Annotated in this window: 17 protein-coding genes, 1 rRNA gene and 1 pseudogene; all 19 read right to left on the reverse strand. The window is 42.2% G+C overall.

Annotated elements, in window-relative coordinates; all coding sequences use genetic code 11:
* A 16S ribosomal RNA gene (locus tag ACSBQP_RS18760) occupies positions 1-107 on the reverse strand; the annotation flags it as partial.
* A gap of 344 nt (positions 108-451) precedes the next feature.
* Positions 452-1,951 carry a lysine--tRNA ligase gene (gene lysS / locus ACSBQP_RS18765; RefSeq protein ID WP_024719373.1) on the reverse strand — a complete coding sequence of 500 codons (1,500 nt, stop codon included), beginning with the start codon at positions 1,949-1,951 and terminating at the stop codon, positions 452-454.
* A gap of 90 nt (positions 1,952-2,041) precedes the next feature.
* Positions 2,042-3,043, reverse strand: a complete 1,002-nt coding sequence (gene dusB, locus ACSBQP_RS18770; RefSeq protein ID WP_046342438.1) for a tRNA dihydrouridine synthase DusB — start codon at positions 3,041-3,043, stop codon at positions 2,042-2,044.
* Positions 3,036-3,269 (reverse strand): helix-turn-helix domain-containing protein, encoded by a 234-nt coding sequence (locus tag ACSBQP_RS18775; RefSeq protein ID WP_017366448.1) that lies wholly within the window; start codon positions 3,267-3,269, stop codon positions 3,036-3,038. The genes dusB and ACSBQP_RS18775 overlap by 8 nt, the downstream gene beginning before the upstream one ends.
* Positions 3,221-3,724: a 2-amino-4-hydroxy-6-hydroxymethyldihydropteridine diphosphokinase gene (folK, locus tag ACSBQP_RS18780; protein ID WP_007496156.1), complete on the reverse strand. Its 504-nt coding sequence runs from the start codon at positions 3,722-3,724 to the stop codon at positions 3,221-3,223. Before folK ends, ACSBQP_RS18775 begins: the two co-directional genes overlap by 49 nt.
* Positions 3,721-4,083 carry a dihydroneopterin aldolase gene (folB, locus tag ACSBQP_RS18785; RefSeq protein ID WP_035704045.1) on the reverse strand — a complete coding sequence of 121 codons (363 nt, stop codon included), beginning with the start codon at positions 4,081-4,083 and terminating at the stop codon, positions 3,721-3,723. The genes folK and folB overlap by 4 nt, the downstream gene beginning before the upstream one ends.
* The gene (gene folP, locus ACSBQP_RS18790) at positions 4,076-4,933 is read right to left on the reverse strand and encodes a dihydropteroate synthase (RefSeq protein WP_035391541.1); all 858 of its coding nucleotides are present in this window, start codon (positions 4,931-4,933) and stop codon (positions 4,076-4,078) included. Before folP ends, folB begins: the two co-directional genes overlap by 8 nt.
* Positions 4,934-4,942: 9 nt before the next feature.
* Positions 4,943-5,791, reverse strand: coding sequence for an aminodeoxychorismate lyase (gene pabC / locus ACSBQP_RS18795; protein ID WP_435028698.1), 849 nt, complete (start codon positions 5,789-5,791; stop codon positions 4,943-4,945).
* Positions 5,788-6,381: an aminodeoxychorismate/anthranilate synthase component II gene (pabA, locus tag ACSBQP_RS18800; protein ID WP_216099583.1), complete on the reverse strand. Its 594-nt coding sequence runs from the start codon at positions 6,379-6,381 to the stop codon at positions 5,788-5,790. Before pabA ends, pabC begins: the two co-directional genes overlap by 4 nt.
* 13 nt (positions 6,382-6,394) lie before the next feature.
* Positions 6,395-7,813: an anthranilate synthase component I family protein gene (locus ACSBQP_RS18805; RefSeq protein ID WP_048003028.1), complete on the reverse strand. Its 1,419-nt coding sequence runs from the start codon at positions 7,811-7,813 to the stop codon at positions 6,395-6,397.
* Between the two features lie 124 nt (positions 7,814-7,937).
* The gene (gene cysK / locus ACSBQP_RS18810) at positions 7,938-8,861 is read right to left on the reverse strand and encodes a cysteine synthase A (RefSeq protein ID WP_008341814.1); all 924 of its coding nucleotides are present in this window, start codon (positions 8,859-8,861) and stop codon (positions 7,938-7,940) included.
* Between the two features lie 77 nt (positions 8,862-8,938).
* Positions 8,939-9,841: a peptidyl-prolyl cis-trans isomerase gene (locus tag ACSBQP_RS18815; protein ID WP_025206605.1), complete on the reverse strand. Its 903-nt coding sequence runs from the start codon at positions 9,839-9,841 to the stop codon at positions 8,939-8,941.
* 52 nt (positions 9,842-9,893) lie between these two features.
* Entirely contained in the window at positions 9,894-10,769 is an 876-nt protein-coding gene (gene hslO, locus ACSBQP_RS18820; protein ID WP_007496169.1) for an Hsp33 family molecular chaperone HslO, read from the reverse strand.
* Between the two features lie 15 nt (positions 10,770-10,784).
* The gene (locus tag ACSBQP_RS18825) at positions 10,785-11,561 is read right to left on the reverse strand and encodes a type III pantothenate kinase (protein ID WP_008341820.1); all 777 of its coding nucleotides are present in this window, start codon (positions 11,559-11,561) and stop codon (positions 10,785-10,787) included.
* A 163-nt stretch (positions 11,562-11,724) separates the two neighbouring features.
* A complete protein-coding gene (gene ftsH, locus ACSBQP_RS18830) occupies positions 11,725-13,629 on the reverse strand; it encodes an ATP-dependent zinc metalloprotease FtsH (RefSeq protein WP_008341822.1) in 1,905 nt (634 codons plus the stop codon).
* Positions 13,630-13,724: 95 nt separating this feature from the next.
* Positions 13,725-14,264: a hypoxanthine phosphoribosyltransferase gene (hpt, locus tag ACSBQP_RS18835; RefSeq protein WP_007496175.1), complete on the reverse strand. Its 540-nt coding sequence runs from the start codon at positions 14,262-14,264 to the stop codon at positions 13,725-13,727.
* Positions 14,261-15,683 (reverse strand): annotated as a pseudogene (gene tilS, locus ACSBQP_RS18840) (tRNA lysidine(34) synthetase TilS). The gene hpt and the pseudogene tilS overlap by 4 nt, the downstream one beginning before the upstream one ends.
* A gap of 96 nt (positions 15,684-15,779) precedes the next feature.
* Positions 15,780-16,790, reverse strand: coding sequence for a protein kinase domain-containing protein (locus tag ACSBQP_RS18845; RefSeq protein ID WP_224558972.1), 1,011 nt, complete (start codon positions 16,788-16,790; stop codon positions 15,780-15,782).
* A complete protein-coding gene (locus ACSBQP_RS18850) occupies positions 16,774-17,508 on the reverse strand; it encodes a vWA domain-containing protein (protein ID WP_008341829.1) in 735 nt (244 codons plus the stop codon). The genes ACSBQP_RS18845 and ACSBQP_RS18850 overlap by 17 nt, the downstream gene beginning before the upstream one ends.
* Positions 17,509-17,517: the final 9 nt, after the last annotated feature.

The raw sequence follows: 17,517 nt of genomic DNA on the forward strand, positions 1-17,517 counted from the left end.
CGTCCGCCGCTAACATCCGGGAGCAAGCTCCCTTCTGTCCGCTCGACTTGCATGTATTAGGCACGCCGCCAGCGTTCGTCCTGAGCCAGGATCAAACTCTCCGAAAAAGTACAAAACCGAAGTTTTGTTTTTTCGTCAGCGTTTGACTGACTACCTATGATGTATCATAGGATTTTTTATAAAAACTCGAATTAACAGGTACGTTTTGTCTTGTTTAGTTTTCAAAGATCATTTTCGTTATCGCTCGTAAGCGACTTTAATATCTTAACACTTCGCTTTGGTTGAAGTCAAGAACTTTTTTCATTTTCTTTTTTCAACCTCGTTGCTGTTTTGCGGCAACGAATAATAATATACCATCTGGATTCTTTTCTTGCAATAGTTTTTTTGAAAAAAGTTTCATTTTATGAAAAATAAAAAGCGCCACAGATCAAATGGCGCTTTTGTTGATATATTAACGGTTTCTCATTTGCGGGAAAAGCAGTACATCTCTGATTGATGGAGAATTTGTTAGCAGCATGATTAATCGGTCGATACCGATTCCTAGTCCACCTGTTGGCGGCATGCCATATTCTAATGCTTCAACAAAATCGTCATCCATGAGATGCGCTTCGTCATTTCCTTCTTCACGTTCTTTTAATTGAGCTTCAAAACGTTCTCTTTGGTCGATTGGATCATTCAGCTCGGTGAATGCATTTGCATGCTCGCGGCGTACGATGAATAGCTCAAAGCGGTCCGTGAAGCGCGGGTCTTCAGGATTTTTCTTAGCTAATGGAGAAATCTCGACTGGGTGCCCGTAAATAAAAGTAGGCTGAACCAGTGTTTCTTCTACTTTTTGCTCGAAGAACTCATTGATAATATGACCTACTGTCATATTTTTTGTGATTTCAACATCGTGATCAGCAGCATGCTGTTTTGCTTCTTCTACAGACATCTCCTGCCAGAAGTCTACACCTGTTGCTTCTTTGACTGCTTCAACCATATGGAGTCTCTTCCATTCAGGTTTTAGATCAATTTGATCTTCTCCATATTGAATCGTTGTTGTTCCTAGTACTTCTTGGGCAATATGAGCAATCAAGTTTTCCGTTAGGTTCATGATGTCTTTATAGTCTGCATATGCTTCATACAGTTCAATCATAGTAAATTCCGGGTTATGACGAGTTGAGACTCCTTCATTACGGAATACGCGACCAATCTCGTATACTTTCTCTAGACCACCGACAATTAGACGTTTTAAATGCAGCTCGATCGCAATACGCATATAAAGCGGCATATCAAGTGCATTGTGATGAGTAATGAAAGGACGAGCTGATGCACCACCAGGGATGCTATGCATTGTTGGTGTTTCAACTTCTAGGTATCCTTTTGAATCTAAGTATCTTCTCATTGATTGAATGATTTTGCTGCGCATGATGAACGTCTGCTTACTTTCTGGATTGACAATCAGGTCAAGGTAACGCTGACGATAGCGTTGTTCTACATCTTTTAGTCCGTGATATTTATCAGGGAGCGGGCGAAGTGCTTTTGTAAGAACCTCAAAGCTAGTCGCTTTAATTGAAAGTTCTCCTACATTCGTTTTAAATACGGTTCCCGTCACACCGATAATATCGCCTAGGTCCGAGCTTTTGAATAATTCGTAAGCTTCTTCTCCTACACTATCTTTACGTACATAGATTTGAATTTGTCCTTCTAAGTCTTGAATGTGTGCAAAGCCAGCTTTCCCTTTTCCGCGTTTTGTCATCATACGGCCAGCAATTGTTACTTGAGCTGCTTTTTCTTCTAAGTCTTCTTTTGAAAACTCGTCATATTCAGCAATAATTTGTGCGGATTGATGAGAACGGTCATATCGTTCACCGAATGGATCGATACCCTCTTCTCTCATTTTATTCATTTTGTCACGTCTTACTTGGAATTGATCATTTAATTCTTCGTTATTAAGCCCTTCATTACTCATTTATATCACTCCAATAATTTATTTTGCAGAGAAAAGCAGAAAAACTGCCAGTACGTGCACTAGCAGTGAGCTACAAAAAGAAAGATAGTCTTATCCTACTTTTATTCTTTGAAGCTCTTTTGCCTCGGCTTCGATCGTAAAGTCATCTAGAACTTTTACAAGCTCCGCTCTCGTTTCACTTTGATTGATTTGGTTTCTTACATCTGCATTGCCCCGGACACCTTTTAAGTACCATGCTGCATGTTTTCTCATTTCTCTGACAGCCACATGCTCGCCTTTCAGGTCTATGAGTCTGTCTAAGTGAAGTTTGCACACAGACATTTTCTCACGCACATTAGGCTCTTCTTTTAGTTCACCCGTTTCTAAATAATGAACCGTCCGGTAAATCATCCACGGGTTTCCTAGTGCGGCTCTTCCGATCATGACAGCATCTGCACCCGTTTCATCAAGCATACGTTTTGCATCCTGAGGGGTTTTGACATCTCCATTGCCGATGACTGGAATGGAAACAGATTGTTTGACCTCTTTTATAATATCCCAATTCGCCGTTCCTTCGTACATCTGTACACGGGTCCGTCCGTGAAGAGCAACGGCTTGTCCGCCTGCTCGTTCAACAGCACGGGCATTGTCGATAGCGAAAATATGGTCTTCGTCCCAACCCATTCTCATTTTCACAGTAACAGGTTTATCTACAGCTTCTACGACTGAGGATACCATTTCGTAAATCTTGTTTGGATCCAGCAGCCATTTCGCTCCTGCGTCACATTTCGTGATCTTTGGTACAGGACATCCCATATTAATATCAATAATGTCCGCCGTTGTATTCTGGTCTACAAACTTGGCCGCTTCTACGAGCGTGTCCTTTTCTCCCCCAAATATCTGAAGGCTCAACGGTTTTTCACGTTCATCAATGTACAGCATGCCCATCGTTCTGGCATTATTAATCAAGATCGCTTTGTCACTGACCATTTCAGCGCAGACTAAGCCCGCTCCAAACTCTTTCACCGTGAGTCTGAAAGCAGAGTTACACACACCAGCCATTGGTGCGAGCACTACTTTGTTTTTAATTTCGATATCTCCGATTTTAAACATCTAGTCCCCTCCTTTCCTCTTCAAGTATTGGTGAAAGTTCTTCCACCGTTATATTTAAAGCATCTGCTATTTGACCAACCATTTGGTTTGTTGGTAATCGATTGCCTCGCTCAATTTCCCCTAAGACAGAGACAGAGATGCCTAGTCTTTTGGCGAACCCTTCCTGAGTATACCCTTTTAGCTTTCGGTATGCACGAATTCTTCTACCCCACATGTCTTTTTCCATATGCTTACACCTTCTTGGTCTGTTACGGCGTTTATCTGGGCTTCGCCGATTTCTGGGCAAATCTCACTCATCGGAACAAGAACGAATAAACGTTCGTACATTCTAGGATGCGGCACTACAAGTTGTTCTGTTTCAATATTTTCACGATTATAAAGTAAAATGTCAAGGTCAGCTGTCCGTGGACCCCACCTCACTTCTCTTGTTCTGCCTAACTCCTGCTCAATGTTCTGAGTCAGTGATAGAAGTTCTTCAGGACGAAGCGAGGTGGAAATCTTCACAGCCATGTTCAAGAAGTCATCCTGATTCTCGTAGCCTACAGGTGTTGTCTCATATATAGATGAAATGGATTCAACTTGAACACCTGGATGTTCGTGAAGTTTTTTGACAGCTTCTTTTAAGTAGGTTTCCTTTTTTCCTATGTTTGAGCCTAAAGCGATATATGCTGTATTGTTCATGCGCGTGATCTCGTCATTTCAATGGCAACGGACTGATAGTGTCCTGGAATTGGCGGATCTGGTTTGATTACTTTTACTGTACATTCTTGAACTGTCGAAAAGTCCTTTAACACTTGATTTGCAATTCTTTCCGTCAGCGTTTCAACGAGGTTCACTGGGTCTCCTTCTACAATATTTTTGCAGATGTTGTAGAGCTCAGCATAGTTGATGGTCTCATTTAGGTCATCCGTTTGTCCTGCCTTACTTAAATCAAGTGAAGCTGTTAGGTCCACACGAAAGCGCTGGCCTAGTTTATTCTCTTCTGCAAATACACCGTGATAGCCGTAAAATTCCATTCCGTTTACATATACTTTATCGATGATAAGCGCCTCCTTTATTCAGCATGGCATCCATCATTTTTGCCATTCTTGCGATTTCTTTTACATCGTGCACTCGGACCATCGCGCTGCCCTTTTGAATCCCAAGACAGACCGTCGCACCCGTTCCTTCAGTACGTTCTTCAGGCGGCAGGTCTAAAACTGCACCGATGAATCGTTTGCGGGATGTTGCTAGAAGCAGCGGATATCCAAGGTGGCAAAAATGTTCAAGTTCATTCATGACCATGAGGTTGTCAGTTTTATTTTTCGCAAATCCTACACCAGGGTCTAATATAATCATGTCATCACGGACACCCGCTTGTTTTACAATTTGAACACTTTCTTTCAGATCTGCAATCATATCTGAAATCAGATGGGTGTAATTCCGCTCTGGTCGATTGTGCATTAAGATAATTGGCACGTTGTGCTTCGCTGCCACATGCGCCATTTGAGGATCAGCTTTCGCCCCCCATACATCATTAATGATTGAGGCTCCCGCTTTCACTGCCTCATCTGCGACATGGGCTTTATACGTATCAATAGAAATAGGTATGTCCAATTCTTTTGTGATCTTCTCAATGACAGGAATGACCCTTGAAAGCTCCTCTTGCTCTGAGACAAGTGCCGCTCCCGGCCGAGTCGATTCACCGCCAATATCAATAATATGCGCCCCATCTTCTATGAGCTGCGCTGCATGAGCCAGCGCTTTATCCATTTGATTAAATTTTCCTCCATCTGAAAAAGAGTCCGGTGTGACATTTAAAATGCCCATGACCAATGTCTTTTCTTCATAACTAAGGGTATGGTGCTTGGCTTGTATGATTTTAGGCTGTTTTATCAATTGTTGTGTCATTGTGTCCACCTACTCTTTATAGTCTAGACGTTCTTTTGTATATTCTGTTCTAAGCTTGGTCGAAATCGTTCGGTTGTGGTTTTGCAGGACGGTGTCTCCGATATTTTTAAAAGGCACAATTCCCTGAACCGAATTGGTCATCCACGCCTCATCAGCTGAGAGCAAGTGTGAGAGTGGATATCTTCCTTCTATTAGTGAGATCCCCGAAGCTTGCAGCTTTTCGATACAATATCGACGGGTAACCCCGTTTAAAATGCCGGTATCAAGTGAAGGTGTATAGATCACATCTTTTTTTCGCCAAAATAGATTTGACGTAATTCCTTCTGCCACATCGTCTTCTTTTGTTAAAAAGATCCCTTCTATCGACGGATCGTTCCCTACTTCTCTTTTCGCCAGCAGGTTGTTCATGTAATGATGCGACTTGAGCCGTCTTGGACCTTCCGGTGTGTTTCTTCTTGTATCAAGAATGATTCCCTGTTTTTCATCTACTATTGATTCAGGCCGGAATGGGGATATCATCACAAAAACAACAGGCTCCTCATAAGGGTCTGCAGAAAATCCATTGCCTCTGCCCGCAGAAACATTGAAGCGGATCCTCGCATGACCGCCCGTTATTTGGTTTTGATTGAATAATGTATGAATGATGTCGAGTACAAATGGTTTCTCTATTGTGGATTCGATGCAAAGGTCACGCAATGATTGATTGAGCCTTTCAAGATGCCAGTCTAACAAGAAGACTTGTCCTGCTAGAGAGGTAAATGTTTCGAATACACCGATGCCATATAGAAAACCATGATCAAAAGGAGAAAGAGTCGCGTCTTTCTCCTCTATATACTGACCGTTCAGGTAAATGATCATGCGTTTACTTCATTCCCCTTTTTACGATAGGTTTCAATGAAATTTCTGAGCATTTCTTTACCGAAGGACGTCATAATCGATTCTGGATGGAATTGAACACTTTCAATCGGAAGTTCTTTATGGCGAATGGCCATGAGTTCGCCTTCTTTTGTGCTCGCTGTTCTGACAAAGCACTCCGGTAGCGTCTCGTCTTTAACAATTAATGAATGATATCTCGTTGCGACGAGCGGATTTTGGAGTCCCGTGAAGACACCTTTGCCGTCATGTTCAATCTCTGATGTTTTCCCATGCATTAACCGCTCCGCACGAATGACATCTCCACCAAATACTTGTGCAATGGATTGATGACCTAAACAGACACCGAAGATCGGAATCTTCCCAGCAAAATGTTTGATCGCTTCCATACTAATTCCTGCTTCATCCGGACTGCAAGGTCCTGGAGAAATCATCAGAAAGTCTGGCTTAAGCTCTTCGATTTCTTGAATATTGACTTGATCGTTTCGTTTTACAATCAGTTCTTCCCCAAGCTCACCTAAATACTGGACCAGGTTGTACGTAAATGAATCGTAATTATCAATCATTAATATCATACTCTGCTCACCTCTAACTCAAAATAGTCTCTTCTTTGCTCAACTGTAATGCTTTTTTCACTGCATAGGCTTTTTTAATCGATTCTTTGTATTCGTGCTTTGGTACAGAATCGATGACAATGCCTGCACCTGACTGCATAAAGGCTCTGCCTCCTGTACAATAAGCCGTACGAATGACGATATTAAAATGCATATCTTGATTGAATCCAAACCAGCCTATAGATCCAGTATAAAGCCCACGCCTTGTCGGCTCAAGCTCTTCTATGATTTCCATTGTTCTCACTTTTGGCGCACCTGTAATTGTTCCGCCTGGGAATACAGCTCTCATGACATCTACTGCATCACAATCATCACGCAGCTCCCCTTGGACATTTGATACAATGTGCATCACATGTGAATATTTCTCAATGGCCATAAACTCGTTCACCTTGACTGAGCCATAAGTAGACACTCGCCCAAGATCATTCCGCTCAAGATCAACGAGCATCACATGTTCTGCGCGTTCTTTTTCATCTTCAATGAGTTCTTTTGCCAGCGCTTGATCTTCCGCATCATCCTTGCCTCTTGATCTTGTGCCAGCGATCGGTCTTGTTTCGAGCTGAATGCCTTTTTTCTTAATAAGCAGTTCTGGAGATCCACAGACAATTTGGAAATCTGGCGTGTGCAGATATGACATATATGGAGATGGATTCACGTGACGTAATATTTTGTATAAATGATATGGGTGGGTATGAAGCTGTTCATCTTGTCTAATCGATAAGTTCACTTGGAACACGTCACCGTTCGCGATATATTGTTTAATTGTTTCTACAGCTTCCCCGAAAGCTTCTTCAGTAAAAGGTGCAGCAGGTACACATTCCGAAGAAGACACGTTGACAGGTGAATGTGCTGATTCTTCTGATGTGCTTGTCCAGCTTTGCTTTAATTCTTCGAGTCTTTGATGAACTTCACTGACAGGTTCGTCTCCTTCTGTATGAGTCATCAGCCAGAGGACGTCTTCTTTATGATCAAAGACAGCGACATCATTGAATACGAGGAAATACAAGTCGGGCGTCTTCAAATCATCAATGGAAAGCATTTTAAAATGCTCGATATATCTCGCATAATCATAGCTTAAAAATCCAATCGCTCCACCTTGAAAGTCAGGATATTCGTCGCTCGTTTCGGTTTGAAGGGTTTGAAACCAATCAGCAAATGCCCTGAAAGGATCTCCCTCTTTGAAAAACACCTCACCCTGATAATGGATGGTGGTCATCCCGTCCTTCCCTTTCGCTTTAGCGATCGGATGAATGCCGGCAATACTGTATTCTCCGCCACGTGCACTTTCAAGAAGGACGTGATGTGATTCATGAGCCGTTAATTGTTCGTATCGTTTCAAGAATGCATCTTTCGTAAAAGGAATTTTGATGCCCATCGGCCTACGTTGTGTCATGTTATCATCCTTTTTCATTTTCATTAATCTTATTGTAATGCAATCCAATTTATTTAGAAAATAGTATTTGCTTTCCATCTTCAGAATTCATGAAAAAACCCCAGCAAATGCTGGGGTGTATTGTTTAATCAAATTGATAAAGCGGCGTACTAAGGTAACGTTCACCGTTACTTGGAATAATCGCTAGAACCTTTTTCCCTTTACCAAGCTTCTTCGCTGTTTGAAGCGCTGCATAAATGGCTGCTCCTGAAGATATACCACCAAGGATTCCTTCTTCTTTCGCTGCCTTTCTTGCAAGTTCAAATGCATCTTCGTTTTTCACTTGGATAATGCCGTCATATACTTCTGTGTTCAAGATAGATGGAACAAAGCCTGCTCCGATGCCTTGAATTTTATGCGGACCTGGTTTCCCGCCTGATAGTACAGGAGAATCTGTTGGTTCTACCGCATAAAGCTGAATAGATGGAATGGCTTCTTTCAGGACTTCACCAGCACCTGTAATCGTACCGCCCGTACCAACTCCTGCAATAAATGCATCAAGGTCGCCGTCAAACTGTTCAAGAATCTCTTTCCCTGTTGTGCGGCGGTGAATCTCAGCGTTGGCTTCATTGCTGAACTGCTGAGGCATGAAGTATCCGTGCTCTTCTGCTAATTCTTCTGCTTTTTTGATGGCACCTTTCATTCCTTCTGCACCCGGTGTTAATACAAGTTCTGCACCGTAAGCGCGTAAAAGGTTGCGGCGCTCCTGACTCATTGTATCCGGCATAACTAAAATCGCATTGATTCCTTTTGCAGCCGCGACCATCGCAAGACCGATTCCTGTGTTTCCGCTTGTTGGCTCAATGAGTGTGTCACCAGCTTTTAATGTACCTTTTGCTTCAGCATCTTCGATCATCGCTAACGCAATACGATCTTTTACACTGCTGCCTGGGTTCATATATTCAAGTTTCAAGTAGACATCCGCACTGTCTTCATCTACTAAACGGTTTAATTTAACGACTGGTGTATTTCCTATTAGTTCAAAAACTGAATTTGCAATACGAGCCATCACTAACACCTCTATCTCCGAGTAATTTTATTGTATTAATATTAAATTATCAATTTCGAAAAATTTTGTCAATGCTTTTAGTCCTGCTCTCCATCGTAAAACCATGTGACTTTTGCTTCTTTCCACAGGGTTTTGACATTCGCCTTTTCACCCAGATCTTCCATGGCGATCTGCCTTTTGATCTGATCTTTGACTTCTTCATAAGAGAAGGAGCGGCCATTTAATTTTTCTTTTAATTGTATGATGGCATAACCATTTTTGATCTCGATCGGCTCTTTCGTCCATTCATCTGGCTGAAGCTTTTGGGCTTCTTGTATGTATAGGGCTGGGATGCTTTCTTGTTCTTCTGTGACAAATCCAAGATCTCCGCCGTAAGGAGAGGTATATCGATCGGTGGATCGTTCAGCTGCTACAGCTTCGAAACTAGATCCGCCCTTTAAATCTTTTAATACACTTTGTGCCTCGTCTTTTGTTTTCACAACAATGTGTCGAATTCGGTATGAGTCATCATATTGATACAAGTCTTTGTTTTTTTCATAAAAGGATTTGGCTTCTTTTTCAGAAACGACCGCATCTCTCGTTAGAAGCTGTTCCAATAAAATTTGATAACGAATCTGCTCTTTCCATTCCTTTTCACTTGTATGACCGTCTTCGTAGAAATTATTAGATACCGCTTTCAGCATCAGCAGCTCACGATTGATCTCTTTTGAAGATACCTCCAGCTTGTTTTCTTTCGCAAGCTGATTGACTACCTTCTGATTGATCATTTGTTCAAGTGTTGCCTTTCCGTAGCGGTCTTCCATTTTCTTTAACCATTCTTGACGTGTGACTTTCTCTTTCCCAATAGAAGCAATTTCTTCACCGCTCTTCCCATTTGAAGAAGCCTGCGACATTTGTGACTTTGTTAATACATATGCAATGACCACGGCATTAATCATGAGCAGAACAAGGATAAATGTCCATACCACTCTTGCTTTCAGTCTCATCTTTCGTCTCCTTTCCATTCTAAAAAGAAAACCCGCTGCTTAGAGCTTAGCGGGTTATTTCTTCACGTAGCTCTTCTAGCTCTTCTTTTGTAAATACATACGTTTCGTTACAAAAATGGCATTGAGCTTCTGCTTGTCCGTCTTGTTCAATCATATCCTCAATTTCGGCTTTCCCTAGGCTGATAATACCGTTGGCAAACCGTTCTTTTGAGCAGTTACAAGAAAATTCGACAGGTACAGTTTCTAAGATTTGAGGTTTTTCACCGAGCACTTCTTCTAAAATTTCTTCAGGAGTCATCCCTTTTTCAATCAGTTTAGAGATCGGTTCAATGGTTGATAATCTCTTTTCGAGTCTTTCGATGACTGCATCTTCTGTTCCAGGCAGCAATTGAATGATGAAACCGCCTGCTGCAAGGATCGAGTTGTCTGGATTGACAAGAACACCCACACCTACAGAGGATGGCACTTGTTCAGAGGAGACCAGGTAATAAGTAAAGTCATCTCCAATTTCACCTGAGACAATTTCCGTTTGCCCTGTAAAGTGGTCTTTCAGTCCGATATCTTTGACAACACTTAACGTTCCAGATGTTCCAACAGCACGTCTAACGTCCAGCTTCCCATGTTCATTTAAATCAAAGTGAACTTGTGGGTTTGAGACATATCCGCGCACCTGACCTTTTGCGTTTCCATCCGCAATGATGGCTCCGATCGGCCCACCGCCTTCAATTTTGACAGTTAATTTATTCTCGCCTTTCAGCATGGCTCCCATCATGACAGTCGCTGTCATGGTTCTGCCGATTGCAGCTGAAGCAGTTGGCCACGTATGGTGTCTTCTCTGCGCTTCGTTGATTGTATCTGTTGTGTTCGCAGCATACGCACGGACTTTCCCGTCATATGCTAACGCTTTAACTAAATAATCCATTTTGATTAAACCCTCCTATAATACACCGACACGATTGCGTTCATAAATTAATTGAAGTCCTTTTAATGTGAGGAACGGATCGACAATATCAATACAGTCTGATTCATTTCCAATCAATGTAGACAAACCGCCTGTTGCAATGACTTTCGGTGTTTGTTTGGCTTGCTGCTTCATCCGTTTCACTATGCCCTCGACTTGACCAACATATCCATAAAGGATGCCGGATTGCATCGCACTGATGGTATTTTTTCCAACAATGTGATCTGGACGGACAATTTCAATTCTCGGCAGTTTTGCCGCTCTTGTATATAAAGCCTCTGTTGAGATGGTAATACCAGGTGCAATCGCCCCACCCATGTATTGTTTTTGTTCATTGATATAGCAGTAGGTTGTGGCCGTTCCAAAGTCTACCACAATGAGAGGCGCCCCATACAGGTGAATGGCCGCCACTGCGTTCACAATTCGATCAGCGCCGACTTCCTTTGGATTATCACACATAATGTTTAATCCAGTCTTCATGCCAGGCCCAACGATTTGAGGAGTAATGTGAAAATACTTTTCGCACATTCTTTCCAGAGCAAACATCATTGGCGGGACAACAGAAGAAATGATAATCCCTTCTATCTGGTCAAACATTAGCCCTACATAGTCAAATAAGGATCGGATTGCCATACCAAATTCATCTTCTGTTTTATGACGGCTTGTTTCAATCCGCCAATGGTAGTTCAAATCGCCATTATGATAAACACCTAAAACGGTATTTGTGTTTCCTACATCTATCACGAGTAACAACTTCATCACCACTTTGAATAGTGTCTCAAAAAGAGCATTTTTCGACTTTCTATCATACCATACACGAATTGAGTTCCATTTGTAAACAATTCGAAACCGATCCATTCATGAATCGAAATAAAAAAAGCTGCCGGTGAGCCCGACAGCTTTTTATAGAAAGAGATTAGATCTCCTCATCTTCTTCTTTTTTCTTGATGTTCACTTTCACATCATCGTTTTTCTCTTCGTCATCTGCGTATACACGCTCTGGAAGCTTTCCAGTTTCGTAAAGAGATTTAATTTGTTCAGCATCTAATGTTTCCACTTCTAGAAGAGCTTGTGCGATGATTTCTAGCTTATCTTTATTCTCAGTGAGAATTTGTTTCGCACGTTCGTAGCTTTCTTTGATGAAGCGCTGAACTTCTTGGTCAATTTCGTAAGCGATCGCTTCACTATAATTCGGCTCATTGTTGAAATCACGGCCAAGGAATACTTGACCTCCTTGTGATTGACCGAATTGAAGTGGACCAAGTTTATCAGACATACCGAACTCTGTGACCATTCTTCTTGCAATGCCTGTTGCACGCTGGAAGTCGTTGTGAGCGCCTGTACTTACTTCACCAAACGTAATTTCCTCTGCAACACGACCGCCAAGCAAGCCGACGATTTTATCAAGAAGCTCTGGTTTCGTTTGGAAATAACGGTCTTCTCTTGGAAGCATGACCGCATATCCGCCTGCCTGACCACGAGGAACGATCGTTACTTTATGCACCATGTCTGCTTCGTCAAGGATAAGCCCAATGACGGTATGACCTGCTTCATGGTACGCCACGATATTGCGTTCTTTCTTCGAAATGACACGGCTTTTCTTAGCCGGTCCAGCAATGACACGGTCAGTTGCTTCGTCGATATCACGCATATCAATTTTCTTTTTGTTTTGACGGGCAGCAACAAGCGCTGCTTCGTTTAGTAAGTTCTCAAGATCTGCCCCAGAGAAACCTGGTGTTCTGCTTGCAATGGCTTTCAAGTTGACTGTATCATCAAGCGGTTTGTTTTTCGCATGAACCTTCAGTACTTCTTCACGGCCAATGACATCTGGGCGGTCAACCGTAATTTGACGGTCAAAACGTCCCGGACGCAGCAATGCAGGATCTAGGATATCTGCACGGTTCGTTGCAGCAATGATGATAATCCCTTCGTTGGCACTAAAACCATCCATTTCAACAAGAAGCTGGTTAAGCGTTTGTTCACGCTCATCATGACCACCGCCAAGACCTGCTCCACGCTGACGACCCACTGCATCAATCTCATCAATAAAGATTAAGCAAGGTGCATTCTTTTTCGCATTTTCAAACAAATCACGTACACGTGATGCACCGACACCGACGAACATCTCGACGAAGTCAGAACCACTGATGCTGAAGAAAGGAACGCCTGCTTCTCCTGCAGATGCTCTCGCAAGCAATGTTTTACCTGTACCTGGAGGTCCTACTAGTAAAACCCCTTTAGGGATTCTTGCGCCAAGCTCCGCAAATTTACGTGGATCTTTTAAGAATTCAACCACTTCTACGAGCTCTTGTTTTTCTTCATCCGCACCGGCAACATCTTTAAATTTCACACGTTTCTTCTCTTCTGTGTAAAGCTTCGCCTTACTCTTACCAAAGTTCATGACACGGCTTCCACCGCCTTGAGCTTGGTTCAATAAGAAGAAGAACAGGATAAAGATGATGATGAATGGAATGATGGTTGTCAGAACTTGCAGCCATCCATTTGTTTCAGGTGCTGGTTCTACTTTTACATCTGTATTCTTCAGTGCACTGTAAATTTGGTCAACTCCTTGACCGTCTGGAACGTGGGTAATGAAGTATTCATCTTTCTTCGCGCCATCTAATTGACCACGAATTTCATAAACCCCTCTTACAGGCTGAATGGAGATACTCTCCACTTTTCCCGCACTTAAATTTTGCGAAAATTTGCTGTAAGACATGTTCTCAGGCTTTTGATTAGGGGATCCTAACCAACTGACAACCCCTATCACAAGTAATAAAATAAGTATATAAAAAATCGTATTACGAAAAACCCGATTCATTCCTTACCTCCTCCCACAGTAAGCACAACTATGTTCAATAGTATCATAGAAAATCATTCCAATACAACCAATAACCTCATGTAAACGTGTGCTCATTAGCCTTCGTAAACAGATGGTTTTAACACTCCAATATACGGGAGGTTTCGGTAACGTTCGGCAAAATCCAATCCATAGCCAACAACAAATGCATCTGGTACTTCAAACCCAACATAATCTGCTTTGATGTCTGCTTTGCGGCCGCTTGGTTTATCAAGCAATGTCACAATTTTAATGGAGTTTGCTTTACGGTATCGGAAAAGCTCTACCAGATAACTCAAAGTTAACCCACTGTCGATGATATCTTCCATAATTAGAATATCTCTTCCTTCAACAGAAGTATCTAGATCTTTGATGATCTTCACTTCTCCAGAAGATACGGTAGACTTTCCGTAGCTAGATACATCCATAAAATCAAGCTCTAAATATGTATCAATGTGTTTGATCAGGTCTGCCATGAATGGAAGAGCCCCTTTCAAAACACCAATAGCCAGGGGAAATTTACCATCATAATCGCTGGTTAATGTTGCACCCAGTTCCTTCACTTTTAGCTGGATCTCTTCTTCTGAGATCAAAATCTTTTCAATATCTTGTTTCATGCTTTTGCTTGCCCCCTACAAATTTTCGTGCTGTCTATATTGTAATACAATGAGATCGCTGTTTGTCATATCAATTTCTTCAAAAACGGATTTTTTCAGACCTGGGATCCAGATGATTTGATGATCCGAGTCAGTGACGATCGGCCAGCTGTCTCTTTCTGCAAGAGGCACTTTTTTATCAATAAATATATCTTTCACCTTTTTTGATCCATTCATCCCTTTAAGTTTGATTCGATCACCGTTTTTTCGTGAGCGAATGATCAAAGGAAGACGAACATGATCTTTTTGAAGCAAGAAAAAATGGTTTCCGTTCCGTGCATCCTTCGGAACATGATTTGATACCAAGATAGACTGTCCATTCGGGAGAAAAAGTTCCTCGCCAAGCTCACCTTTTAAATGATGAGTATATGACTGATCTATGACAAGCGATCGTTCAAAGGTAAACATACAGTGATCATAAGATTTGACAGCTTGTAAACCTTTTGGCAAATCTAATGATCCAGACGGTTGATCAGTATGAGATAACCAGTCCAAAGTCCCTAGAATATGCTGGTTTGAAAACGCTGATTGAGTGTTTTCATAAAGATAGTTTAATATTAGTTGAATGCCTCTTCTTTGTAAAGGCAAAGGCAGGTCAAGCAAAGGCTTCGTTTTGATCTCAATTTGCTTAGGCGTTTGATTCGTAATGACTTGATGCATTTGATCCTTTGTTAATGCCTGCAAGTACTGCTCATCCTCAGTCAGCATGTCACTTACAAACTGAAAGCTTTCATGCACATGAGGTGCCTCTTCTTTTAACACGGGAAGAACGTGTCTTCTGATCCGGTTTCTCAAGTAGTCATCGGTGTGATTGCTTTGATCAATGACATAAGGAACTTGTTCTTTTTCGCAAGCAGTGAGTACATCATCCTTAGAATATCCAATCAGCGGACGAATCAGCCACCCTTCTTGAAAAGGGCGCTTTGCTTGCATACCTGCGAGTCCTATTCCAACAGTCCCCCTTGTCAGCCTCATCACCATTGTTTCTACTTGATCGTCTCCATGATGTGCAAGCGCTATAAATTGAGCGTTGTACTGTTCCATCAATTGACGAAAGAAAGCATATCTGCACTCTCTTGCAGCTGCCTGTTTGTTTAAGCGGTTTTCTTTTGCATATTGGGTGACCTGTATACGAGCCGATTCAAAAAGGATCTCATGCTCTTTACAGTACGCTTCAACAAATGCCAAATCAGCAAAGGATTCTTCTCCTCTGAACATGTGATCTACATGGGCTGCAATCAGCTGAAAGGAACCTTTTCGACGTTTGTTTAGTTCATGCAGCAAGAGCATAGAATCTGGTCCGCCAGATACCCCGACAATGACTGTCGTATTTTCAAGGAAAACATCATGTTTTTTCAAAAAAGATTCAATTCTATTCACAACTTCCTCCTCACAAAGAGCAGGTAATTTAAAGATATACATATCCTATCACTTTCATTAGCTCCAAGCAAAGAAGAAGCCTGCTTTTTTACAGCTCTATAATAGGAATAAAACCACATAAGCACAGTAAAGAGCGAGCACACTGCATAAGATGAGAATGGTTTCAAAAAGCCCGCCTGATTTTTTGCGTACTGATGTTCTTTTCGCAGCAGCAACTCTTGATCGTGAAGGTACGGCCTGTTGATGTTGGGAAACAGCTGGCTTTTGCCTAGTTTGCTGTGATGGCTTCTTTTGTCGTGATTTTCTTGAAGCAAGCAATTGTCCTTCTTTCAGCATCGCGCTTTTCATGTCTGCCGCTGATTGATATTTGCCTTGGAGAGCCGCTTTTAACACCCTCTCATATCGCTTTAATAAAGGATGTCCTTCAATCGCCCGATAAAGCTGTTTTTCTGGTTCTGCCCCTTTTTTAAATTCTTTTTTATAGGCACAGTTCACCATGACCATACTTAAAGCAAATAGATCATAAGAAGGTTCTGCTTTTCTTGTACCGAAGCCCCAGTAGCCGCGGTCAAAAAACTCGGTGTATTCCTTAATCGCCCTTCCTGCCTTCGTTGTTCCTCCAACATCAATACATCGAATCGTAGCTGGGGGGCCTGAAACGATGAGATTATCAGGCTTCAAGTCACCGAATATCCAGCCTTCCTTATGTAAGTGAGCAAGGTTAGACAACAGTTGAATCATGAGAACGACGATCCATTCATCGCCTTTTTGTTTCACAAATTCAAGCAGCAATGGCCCTCTGACATACTCCATGACATAAAACGACCGTTTCTCTGACATTCCAGGATAAAGAGCATCATCCATATCATAAAAAGAAGGCCCCATGGTTTTCACAGGAGCCTTTGAAAAGGATTTTAATACATTGACTTCAGATGCAATGAGCATACTGTCATCACTCACTTTAAGGGCCACTTGCCCCTTTGACGATTCGGCCAGATAAACCACACCGTTCGCCCCTTTTCCCAGCTCTTTTACAATGCGGTAATGTTGTTGATGCCACTTTCCTTTTATCATTGTACCTAATGGGATGTTAGAAGCCGAATTCATCATGTTCTTCCTTCGCTTCAAGCAGCCCTTTTCGTGAACGAACTGATTTGAAATGCTGGAGTGCTTCTCGAATTGCTGGTCCAGTCGGTGTAATTCCTCCTGTTGTCAGCTTCGGGAAAATCGATGATAACGAATCGAACCGAGGCGTCCAGTTCAACACAATTTCTGCATCTGAGTTTTTCCCGGGAAATACACACATCCCAAACTGATTTTCACCAATTCTCGAATTTAGACTAATAGAGAGATCGATGAGTGCTTCTTTGACCGTTGGCAGCTTCGGTTTCATACTTGCACTCGTATCCACAAGCACAAGCACTTGAAGATGAACCGTCTCACCGAGCTCGTCCACAACCTCCATCACTTCTCCACGCTTATCTGGGGGAAGTTCTTCAATTTCAGTATCTTTGCCAAGAATTTGCTGCAATTCTTTATTCACAACACCTTGTAACGTTTGCGTCATCGCCTTTTTTGTCACCATTTGTACGGTTTGGGACAATTGCTGAACGTAGACAACCTGATGAATGCCTCCGCCTGCTAGAGCAATCCCCTCTACTTCTTTCATCGCTTCATGATCGTGTCTGTTCTCTTCCATAATGCCAATGACATTGACTGTGATCCCTTGCTCCTTTGCCAATGCGGCAATCGCAAGTGGGTCTTCCCCATGATTTGAGCAGCCATCTGTAATCAGTAAGATTTGGTTTACGTGACCTTTTCGCATCTTCATTCC

Source organism: Bacillus sp. G402 (assembly GCF_051172515.1).
GTDB classification, from domain to species: Bacteria; Bacillota; Bacilli; order Bacillales; family Bacillaceae; genus Bacillus; species Bacillus altitudinis.

Coding starts and splice junctions, on each gene's coding strand:
- lysS (WP_024719373.1), bottom strand. CDS start 1,951: ATGAGTAATGAAGGGCTTAATAACGAAGAATTAAATGATCAATTCCAA.
- dusB (WP_046342438.1), bottom strand. CDS start 3,043: ATGTTTAAAATCGGAGATATCGAAATTAAAAACAAAGTAGTGCTCGCA.
- ACSBQP_RS18775 (WP_017366448.1), bottom strand. CDS start 3,269: ATGGAAAAAGACATGTGGGGTAGAAGAATTCGTGCATACCGAAAGCTA.
- folK (WP_007496156.1), bottom strand. CDS start 3,724: ATGAACAATACAGCATATATCGCTTTAGGCTCAAACATAGGAAAAAAG.
- folP (WP_035391541.1), bottom strand. CDS start 4,933: ATGACACAACAATTGATAAAACAGCCTAAAATCATACAAGCCAAGCAC.
- pabC (WP_435028698.1), bottom strand. CDS start 5,791: ATGATCATTTACCTGAACGGTCAGTATATAGAGGAGAAAGACGCGACT.
- pabA (WP_216099583.1), bottom strand. CDS start 6,381: ATGATATTAATGATTGATAATTACGATTCATTTACGTACAACCTGGTC.
- ACSBQP_RS18805 (WP_048003028.1), bottom strand. CDS start 7,813: ATGACACAACGTAGGCCGATGGGCATCAAAATTCCTTTTACGAAAGAT.
- cysK (WP_008341814.1), bottom strand. CDS start 8,861: ATGGCTCGTATTGCAAATTCAGTTTTTGAACTAATAGGAAATACACCA.
- hslO (WP_007496169.1), bottom strand. CDS start 10,769: ATGGATTATTTAGTTAAAGCGTTAGCATATGACGGGAAAGTCCGTGCG.
- ftsH (WP_008341822.1), bottom strand. CDS start 13,629: ATGAATCGGGTTTTTCGTAATACGATTTTTTATATACTTATTTTATTA.
- hpt (WP_007496175.1), bottom strand. CDS start 14,264: ATGAAACAAGATATTGAAAAGATTTTGATCTCAGAAGAAGAGATCCAG.
- ACSBQP_RS18845 (WP_224558972.1), bottom strand. CDS start 16,790: ATGAATTCGGCTTCTAACATCCCATTAGGTACAATGATAAAAGGAAAG.
- ACSBQP_RS18850 (WP_008341829.1), bottom strand. CDS start 17,508: ATGCGAAAAGGTCACGTAAACCAAATCTTACTGATTACAGATGGCTGC.